3 protein-coding genes, 1 tRNA gene and 1 rRNA gene are annotated in these 9710 nt (G+C 69.3%); 1 reads left to right on the top strand and 4 read right to left on the bottom strand.

What is annotated here, in order from left to right; genetic code table 11:
* Positions 1-107 precede the first annotated feature (107 nt).
* Positions 108-5573 (bottom strand): HAMP domain-containing protein, encoded by a 5466-nt coding sequence (locus tag ACIP67_RS42975; RefSeq protein ID WP_401700112.1) that lies wholly within the window; start codon positions 5571-5573, stop codon positions 108-110.
* Between the two features lie 326 nt (positions 5574-5899).
* On the opposite strand from ACIP67_RS42975, the gene ACIP67_RS42970 reads away from it, so the two are divergent.
* Entirely contained in the window at positions 5900-8641 is a 2742-nt protein-coding gene (locus ACIP67_RS42970; RefSeq protein WP_401700110.1) for a SpoIIE family protein phosphatase, read from the top strand.
* 52 nt (positions 8642-8693) lie between these two features.
* Here the strand turns inward: ACIP67_RS42970 and ACIP67_RS42965 are convergent.
* The 3 genes from ACIP67_RS42965 to rrf form a co-directional block, all read right to left on the bottom strand.
* A tRNA-Thr gene (locus ACIP67_RS42965) sits at positions 8694-8766 on the bottom strand.
* Between the two features lie 76 nt (positions 8767-8842).
* Complete coding sequence (locus ACIP67_RS42960; protein WP_401700114.1) at positions 8843-9505, bottom strand: DegT/DnrJ/EryC1/StrS family aminotransferase; 663 nt, start codon at positions 9503-9505, stop codon at positions 8843-8845.
* A 114-nt stretch (positions 9506-9619) separates the two neighbouring features.
* Positions 9620-9710, bottom strand: a 5S ribosomal RNA gene (gene rrf, locus ACIP67_RS42955); the annotation flags it as partial.

Here is a 9710-nt window from a genome sequence, read left to right as displayed (position 1 = left end):
AAAACCATCGGGCTCGCCGCATAACCGCGACGAGCCCGAACTACCCCAAACCCGACGAGGGTGCCTTGACGAAAGACATAGAGGCACCCCCCCCCGGGAGGTTTCCGTCACTCCTGCCGCATCCACTGCCGCATCACCGTCAGCAGATGATCAGGATCGACCGGCTTCGTCACGTAATCGGAGGCACCCGACTCGATCGCCTTCTCCCGGTCGCCCTTCATCGCCTTCGCCGTCAGTGCGATGATCGGCAGCCCGGAGAACTGCGGCATCCGGCGGATCGCCGTGGTCGTCGCGTACCCGTCCATCTCGGGCATCATGATGTCCATCAGGACGACCGCCACGTCGTCGTGCTGCTCCAGCACCTCGATGCCCTCGCGGCCGTTCTCCGCGTAGAGCACCGACAGTCCGTGCTGCTCCAGGACGCTGGTCAGCGCGAACACGTTGCGGATGTCGTCGTCGACGATCAGCACCTTCTCACCGCCGAACCGGATGCCCCGGTGCCCCTGCGACGCCGCCTCGTGTCCCACGGGCGCCCACTGCTCCGGCCGCCCCACCGTCGGCTCGCTCCCGGCCACCGAGCGGCGCCGGCGCCGGAACAGCGCCGCCGGACCGTTCTGCGTCTCGCGGTACGACTTCACCTCGGCCGGCGTCTCGATCTCCACGTCGGACAGCTCCGACAGCTCGCGCACGCCGTTCTCCGACGCCACCAGGTCCCCCGCCTCCAGCGCGGGCACCACCTGCTGGTACCCCTGCGGCGGCAGCTCGCTCGGGTGCAGCGGCAGGTACAGCGTGAACGTCGAACCGCGCCCCGGCTCGCTCTGTGCGTGGATCTCACCGCCCAGCAGCTGCGCGATCTCCCGCGAGATCGACAGCCCCAGGCCCGTACCGCCGTACTTGCGACTGGTGGTCCCGTCGGCCTGCTTGAACGCCTCGAAGATCACCCGCATCTTGCTGGCCGCGATCCCGATACCGGTGTCCGTCACCGAGAACGCGATCAGCGGGGCGTCCGGATCGTTCAGCGAACCCGCCTCCAGCAACTGCTCCCGGATCGCCACCGGCACCTCCGCCCCCGCCGGCCGGATGACCAGCTCGACCGCGCCGGAGTCGGTGAACTTCACCGCGTTGGACAGCAGATTGCGCAGCACCTGCAACAGCCGCTGCTCGTCGGTGTGCAGCGTCGCCGGCAGCTCCGGCGACACCCGCACCGAAAGGTCCAGGCCCTTCTCCGCGGTCAGCGGCCGGAACGTGGCCTCCACGTAGTCGACGAGCTGGACCAGCGCGATACGCGTCGGGGAGACGTCCATCTTGCCCGCCTCGACCTTCGACAGGTCCAGGATGTCGTTGATCAGCTGGAGCAGGTCGGACCCGGCGCCGTGGATGGTCTCGGCGAACTCGACCTGCTTGGGCGTCAGGTTGGAGTCCGCGTTGTCGGCGAGCAGCTTGGCCAGGATCAGCAGCGAGTTGAGCGGCGTGCGCAGCTCGTGCGACATGTTGGCGAGGAACTCGCTCTTGTAGCGCATCGACACGGCGAGCTGCTCGGCGCGCTCCTCCAGGACCTGCCGCGCCTCCTCGATCTCGGTGTTCTTCACCTCGATGTCGCGGTTCTGCCGGGCCAGCAGCTCGGCCTTCTCCTCCAGTTCGGCGTTGGACGCCTGGAGGGCCTTCTGCCGCTGCTCCAACTCGGCCGACCGCTCCCGCAGTTGCTCGGTCAGCTCCTGCGACTGCTTCAGCAGCTGCTCCGTCTTGGTGTTCACGGAGATGGTGTTGACGCTCGTCGCGATCATCTCGGCGAGCTGGTTGAGGAAGTCCTTCTGGATCTGCGTGAACGGCGTGAACGACGCCAGCTCGATCACCCCGAGCACCTTGCCCTCGAACAGCACCGGCAGCACGATCACCTGCGCGGGCGGCGCCTCGCCCAGCCCGGAGGAGATCTTCAGATAGCCGCTCGGCGCGTTGGTGACGAGGATCGTCCGCTTCTCCTCGGCCGCCGTCCCCACCAGCGCCTCACCCGGCCGGAACGACGTCGGCATGGACCCCATCGAATAACCGTACGAACCCAGCATCCGCAGCTCGTACTGGTCCGCGCTGCCGTCGCCCGGCGGCATCGCCAGGAAGAACGCCCCGTGCTGGGCGGCCACCAGCGGCGGCAGCTCGCTCATGATGAGCGACGCCACGTCCTCCAGGTCGCGCCGCCCCTGCATCAGCGCGGACACGCGCGCGAGGTTGCCCTTCAGCCAGTCCTGCTCCTTGTTCGCGATCGTGGTGTCGCGCAGGTTGGCGATCATCTTGTTGATGTAGTCCTGGAGCTCCTGGATCTCCCCGGACGCGTCCACGTCGATCTTCAGGTTCAGGTCGCCACGGGTCACCGCGGTCGCCACGCGCGCGATCGCCCGCACCTGCCGGGTCAGGTTCCCGGCCATCTCGTTCACCGACTCCGTCAGGTCCCGCCAGGTACCGTCGACGTCACGCACGCGTGCCTGCCCGCCGAGCTGCCCCTCGGTGCCCACCTCACGGGCCACCCGGGTGACCTCCTCGGCGAACGACGACAGCTGGTCGACCATCGTGTTGATGGTCGTCTTCAGCTCCAGGATCTCCCCGCGCGCATCGATGTCGATCTTCTTCGTCAGATCACCCTTGGCGATGGCCGTCGTCACCATGGCGATGTTGCGCACCTGACCGGTCAGGTTGGACGCCATCTGGTTCACCGACTCGGTGAGGTCCTTCCACGTCCCCGCCACACCCGGCACATGCGCCTGCCCGCCCAGGATGCCGTCCGTCCCCACCTCACGGGCCACCTTGGTGACCTGGTCGGCGAAGGAACTCAGTGTCTTCACCATCGTGTTGAAGGTGTCCGCGAGCTGCGCCACCTCACCGCGCGCCTCGATCGTCACCGTCCGCGTCAGGTCGCCGTTGGCGACGGCCGCGGCCACCTGGGAGATGTTGCGCACCTGCATGGTCAGGTTCTTGGCCATCAGGTTGACGTTGTCGGTGAGGTCCTTCCAGATGCCCGTGACGCCCGACGCGTGCGCCTGGCCGCCCAGGATGCCCTCGGTGCCCACCTCACGGGCCACCCGCGTCACCTGCTCGGCGAACGACGACAGCTGGTCCACCATCGTGTTCACGGTGGTGACCAGTTCGAGGATCTCGCCCTTGGCGTCCACGGTGATCTTCTTCGACAGGTCGCCCTTGGCGACCGCGGTCGTGACCTCGGCGATCTGACGCACCTGGATGGTCAGGTTGTTCGCCATGAAGTTCACCGACTGCGTGAGGTCCTTCCAGGTGCCCGAGACGCCCTGCACCTCGGCCTGCCCGCCGAGCTGCCCCTCGGTGCCCACCTCACGGGCCACCCGCGTGACCTCCTGGGCGAACGACGACAGCTGGTCGACCATCGTGTTCAGGGTGTTCTTCAGCTCCAGGATCTCCCCGCGCGCGTCCACGGTGATCTTCTGGGACAGATCACCCCGGGCCACCGCGGTGGCGACCTGCGCGATGTTGCGCACCTGGGCCGTGAGGTTGCCGGCCATGCCGTTCACCGAGTCGGTCAGGTCCCGCCACACACCGGCCACACCGGGCACCTGCGCCTGACCGCCGAGCCGGCCGTCCGTGCCCACCTCGCGCGCTACCCGCGTGACCTGGTCGGCGAACGCGGAGAGCTGGTCGACCATCGTGTTGATGGTGTTCTTCAGCTCCAGGATCTCCCCGCGCGCGTCCACGTCGATCTTCTGCGAGAGGTCACCGCGGGCGACCGCCGTCGTCACCTGCGCGATGTTCCTCACCTGGGAGGTGAGGTTCCCCGCCATCGAGTTGACGGAGTCCGTCAGTTCCTTCCACGTGCCCGACACGCCGTCCACCCGGGCCTGACCGCCCAGCCGGCCCTCCGTGCCCACGTCCCGCGCCATCCGCGTCACCTGGTCGGCGAACGACGACAGCTGGTCCACCATCGTGTTCACGGTGTTCTTCAGCTGCGCCATCTCACCGGACACGTCGACGGTGACCTTCTGCGACAGATCACCGTTGGCCACCGCCGTCGTCACCTGCGCGATGTTCCTCACCTGTCCGGTGAGATTCCTGAACGCCGTGTTGACGGAGTCCGTCAGGTCCTTCCACGTCCCGGCCGCGCCCGACACCTGCGCCTGACCGCCCAGTTCACCCTCGACACCGATCTCCCGGGCCACCCGCGTGACCTCGGCACCGAAGGCGGACAGCTGGTCCACCATCCCGTTGACGGTGTTCTTCAGCTCCAGCATCTCGCCGGCCACGTCGACGGTGACCTTCTGCGACAGATCACCGTTGGCCACGGCCGTCGTCACGGCCGCGATGTCCCGCACCTGCGTGGTCAGGTTCCGGAAGACGGTGTTGACCGAGTCGGTCAGGTCCTTCCACGTCCCGGCGGCCCCCGGCACGTTCGCCTGCCCGCCCAGCCGTCCCTCGCCACCGACCTCGTTGGCCACGCGCGTGACCTCGTCCGCGAAGATCCGCAGCGTCTCGGTCATCTGGTTGATCGTCTCGGCGAGCTGCGCGACCTCACCGCGCGCCGGCACGGTCACCTTCCGTGACAGGTCACCGTTGGCGACCGCCGTCGTGACCTCCGCGATCCCCCGCACCTGGGCCGTGAGGTTCCCGGCCATGGTGTTCACGGAATCGGTCAGCTCTTTCCACACCCCGTCGACACCGGACACCCGCGCCTGACCGCCCAGGATGCCCTCGGTGCCCACCTCACGGGCCACCCGTGTCACCTCGGACGAGAACGCCGAGAGCTGGTCCACCATCGTGTTGACGGTGTTCTTCAGCTCCAGCATCTCGCCCTCGACGTGCACCGTGACCTTGCGCGACAGGTCGCCCTTGGCCACCGCGGTCGTCACCAGCGCGATGTCGCGCACCTGCGCGGTCAGCCGCTCCGCCATCGTGTTGACGGACTCCGTGAGGTCCTTCCACGAACCCGACATCCCGCGCACCTGGGCCTGTCCGCCCAGCTTGCCCTCGGTTCCCACCTCGCTGGCCACCCGCGTGACCTCGTCGGTGAACGTCGACAACTGGTCGACCAGGTTGTTGACCGTCCGCCCGACCTTCAGGAACTCCCCGCGCAGCGGATGCCCGCTCCCCTCCGGGGTGTGGGTCCGCAGCTCCATCCGCGGCGACAGATCACCCTCGGCGACCGCCGACAGCACCCGCCCCACCTCGGAGACGGGCCGTACGAGGTCGTCGACCAGCGCGTTCGAGTTGTCGACGGCCGCCGCCCAGGACCCCTCGCAGGCACCCGTCTCCAGCCGTTCGGTGAGCTTGCCCTCGCGTCCGACCATCCGCCGCACCCGCGACAGTTCACCCGTCAGATGCAGGTTGCGGTCGGCCACCTCGTTGAAGACGGCCGCGATCTCCGACATCACGCCGTCGCCGGAAACCGTGAGCCGCTTGCGGAAGTTCCCGTCCCGCATGGACCCGAGGGCGGCCAGCAGGCGGTTCAGGGCCGCCGTGTCCACCGTCGTCGTCCCGCCCCGGGACGCCCGCCGCCTGCTCAGGGACTGTCCGCCTTTCGCGCGCGTCTCCGTGCCCCGCGTCGCTGCGCCAGACTCCACTTGTCCCTCCCGCAGGGGTCGTCCGTCCTAGTGCCCGATGAAATCAGGCAGGCTCGAGGCACTGCTGCCCACCGTCCACTGAAGACACCCAGTCTGCCGGACTTTCACAAGAAGCCTGCCCAGTGTTTCACCCTCCCCGAACCAGGCCATAACAGTTCGGCAGCTTCGCACATCGTCCGCACAACCCGTGGGGCGGAATCACAGCGGACCGGCATCCGCGAGGACGGGGAAGGTAAGTAACCTTGCATGCGGCTGTCCAGCCGCGCCGGTCCGTCCGGTCTGGGCGGTGGCACGAGCACGAGCGGGCATCGGAGGGCGGCCGCACCATGACCACCGGACTGATCCCGGGGGGACAGCCCCCGGACCCCCGGCCGTCGGAGAGGCTTCCGCAGCAGCGGCGGGAGCAGGACGACCGGGCAGCCCTGCACGTCGACAACCGGCCGAGGAGTTCTGTGATCACCGCGCGTGCGGCCGCCAGCTTCGAGCCCGTGGGGCGGTCGGTCGCCACCGCCCGCTCCTTCGTCCGCGACACCCTTCAGGGCTGGGGGTTCGCCGACATCGTCGACGACGCCGTCGTCCTCACCAGTGAACTGGTGACCAACGCGGTCGTCCACGCGGGCACCCACGCCGACGTCCTGTGCCTGCGCACCGACGCCGGCGTCCGTATCGAGGTCGCCGACCGCTATCCCGAGCGCGAGGTCCCCCTCCAGGGCTCCCCCGCCTCCATGGGGAGCCCGGACCGTGAGGGCGGCCGCGGCCTCCAGCTGTGCGCGGCCATCGCCGGCCGCTGGGGCGTGGAGTACACGCCGACCCACAAGAACGTCTGGTTCCAGCTCGACGTGCCCGAGCGCCCGGTCGGCACGCGCGCGGCCGGCCCGTCCCTGCCCGCGGACCTCCTCCCGCTCGCGGACGGCCGGGTCCGCGTCGCCGTCGTCCAGATCGACCGTACGGGCAGCATCTCGTCCTGGAACGAGGACGCGGAGGATCTCTTCGGCTATCCGGCCGACCTGGTCACCGGCAAGTCCCTCACCGACCTCGCCGCCTGGCCGCACACCCCCGGCACCAGCACCGGCATCGCCGAGGCCCTCCGGCTCTCCCGCTGGGAGGGCAGTTACGGCATCCGCGGCGCCAACGGCCGCGTGATCCCGGTGTACGCCTCCCACCTGCGCGTCCGCGACACCGACGGCGATCCGTCCACGGTGTGCCTCCTGGTCCGCGACCACGAACGCGCGGTGCTTCAGACGCCGTCGCGTATCCCGTCCTCCGCCGACGCGGCGCCCGCCGGAGACGGCCAGAACACCGACCCGTTCGAGGTGTTCATCGGCTCCCCCGCCCCGGACGACCTCGACGGTCTCCTCCAGCGCACGGTGGAGCGCGCCCGCGACATGCTCGACGGCGATTCGGCGTTCCTGCTCCTCGCGACCGACGACGAGACGGAGCTGGAGGTCCGCGCCTCCACCGGCCTGCCCTCGGCGCGCCAGCGCTTCGCGCGGGTGCCCGTCGAGGCGGGGCCCGGCCGCTACGGCTCGGCCCGTATGCCGGCCGTCCACGAGGACCTCCTGGCCGTTCCGGGCGCCGTACCCCTGCTCAACGGCACGGGCATGCGCTCGGTGGTGACGGTCCCGCTGAAGGTCGAGGGCCGTCTCACCGGCTCCCTGGGCGTCGCGGCGGAGTCCCCGGGCAGATACTCCAACGAGGAGGCGCTGCGCCTGCAGTTCGCCGCCGACCGGATCGCGCTGGCGGTCGAGTCGGCCCGCCTGGGCGAGCTGGAGCGACTGCGCCGTGGCTCCCTGAGCTTCCTCGTCGAGGCCTCCGATCTGCTGGCGGGGACGCTGGACCGCGACCAGACCCTCGCCCTGATGGCCCAGATGACGGTTCCCACCCTCGCCACCTGGTGCGCGGTCTACACGATCGCCGACCAGGCCTCGGATCCGTATCTGTCCTACGTCCTGCACGAGGACGAGGAACTCATCGACGGCATCAAGTCGTTGCTCTCGAAGATCGCTCCGCCGGACCCGGTGCCCACTCCGGGCGCCCGTGTCTGGTCGGCCCCCGGCGAGGCCGCGCACGAGGCGGCCCTGCGCAGTTCCATGCGCAGTCTGGGCCTGTCCGGCGGCCCGACGCACCAGGTGGCGTCGGGCATCGGCCCGACCTTGGCGACGGCTGCGGCGGTGGGCGGCGAGACGGTCGTCCTGCCGCTGGTCGCCCGCAACCGCGTGATCGGCATGCTCACCCTCGGCAAGCCGACCGACGAACACTTCCGCCAGGAGATCCTGGAACTGGCCGAGGACCTGAGCCGCCGAGCGGCGCTCGCCCTGGACAACGCCCGGCTGTACTCGGAGCGCACGGCCATCAGCCAGTCCCTCCAGCGCAGCCTGCTGCCGCCGGAGCTGCCGGAGATCGCCGGCGTGGAGGTCGAGGTCATCTACCGCGCGGCCGGCGAGGGCAACGAGGTCGGCGGCGACTTCTACGACATCTTCCCCATCAGTGACGGCGCCTACGGTTTCGCCATCGGCGACGTCTGCGGTACGGGCCCGAACGCGGCGGCGGTGACGGGCCTCGCCCGGCATGCGCTGCGGCTGCTGGCGAGGGAGGGCCTCAGCGGCCCGGCGGTCCTGGAGCGTCTGAACTCCGCGATCCTCGACGAGGGAGCCCGCAGTCGCTTCCTGACGCTCCTCTATGGCGAGATGCGCCCGCAGGAGGACGGCAGCGCGGAGCTGAAGGTGGTCTGTGCCGGTCATCCGCTGCCTCTCCGGCTCCGCCAGGACGGCACGGTCGAGGCGGCTGCCGAGCCCCAGCCGCTGCTCGGGGTGATGGAGGACCTGGAACTCTACGAGCAGTCGGTCACGCTGGACCCGGGTGATGTGCTGCTGTGCGTGACGGACGGTGTCACGGAGCGCCGCGAGGGCACCCGGATGCTCGGCGACGACGGTCTGGCCGACGTTCTGACGGCGTGTACGGGTCTGACGGCCGGCGCGGTCGCGGCCCGCATCATGCGCGCGGTGGAGCGCTTCGCGTCGGACGCCCCGTCCGACGACATGGCCATTCTGGCGATGCGGGTGGCGTGATGGGGAGGGCATGAAAAATCCCCCCGCCCGGAGGGGCGGGGGGATTTTTTTGAGCCCCCAAACGGAATCGAACCGTTGACCTTCTCCTTACCATGGAGACGCTCTGCCGACTGAGCTATAGGGGCCGGTTGCTTTGCGAGATTCTCCCCCGCGGCAACGGAATAGATCATACCCCGAACGAAGCCGTACTCCCAAACTCGCTCAGAGGGCGGCTTGGAGCAGTCCGCCGAGTGCGTTGCAGGCGCCGACGATCCGCTGCATGTCCCGTTTGGTGAGCGACGCGTCCACCGGCAGTGCGAGTGTCTCGTCGGCGGCCAGTTCGGTCTGCGGCAGCGTGACGCACCGCCGGAACTCGGGCAGCCGGTGCAGGGGTGTCTTCACCGGTACCCGGCACTCCACGCCCTTCGTTCGCAGGGCGCGTGCGAACGCGTCCCGGTCGGGCCTCCCGTTGCCCTGGACCCGCACGACGTACTGCTGGTAGGTGTGTCCGTCGCCGCCGTCGGGTGTCCGCACTCCTCGCAGTCGCGCGTCCAGGAAGGCGGCCCGTTCCCTCCGCCGCGCGACCTCGTCGTACGGCGCCTCGGACTCCGCTTGTTCCAGCACGAGGAGCCCGTGCCGCTGTCCCAGCGTGTGCATGCGTGCGATGTCGGCCGGCCGGCCGAACCGATGCACCACGACGACGGCCGCGGTGCGCGGGGTGACGGCGTGTTCGACAGCGTCCGCGTCGAGGCAGTACGTCACCGGGTCCACGTCGGCGAACACGGGGAATGCGCCTGCCAGGGTCACCGCCTCGGCCACTTCGACGTTCCCGAAGGCCGGCACGACGACCTCGTCTCCGATTCCGACACCTGCGGCCCTGAGCATTGCTGCAGTACCCATGCGGTGGATGCTGGGCGCGGAACATGAACGTCAAGTGACGGGAAACAAAAAAGGGTTGGGCTCTGAACCGAAGTTCAGGGCCCAACCCTTTGAATAATTGTTCGGCGGCGTCCTACTCTCCCACAGGGTCCCCCCTGCAGTACCATCGGCGCTGAAAGGCTTAGCTTCCGGGTTCGGAATGTAACCGGGC

The sequence above is a fragment of the Streptomyces sp. NPDC088812 genome, assembly GCF_044750285.1.
GTDB lineage: Bacteria > Actinomycetota > Actinomycetes > Streptomycetales > Streptomycetaceae > Streptomyces.
This window is presented reverse-complemented; position numbering and strand designations above follow the sequence as displayed.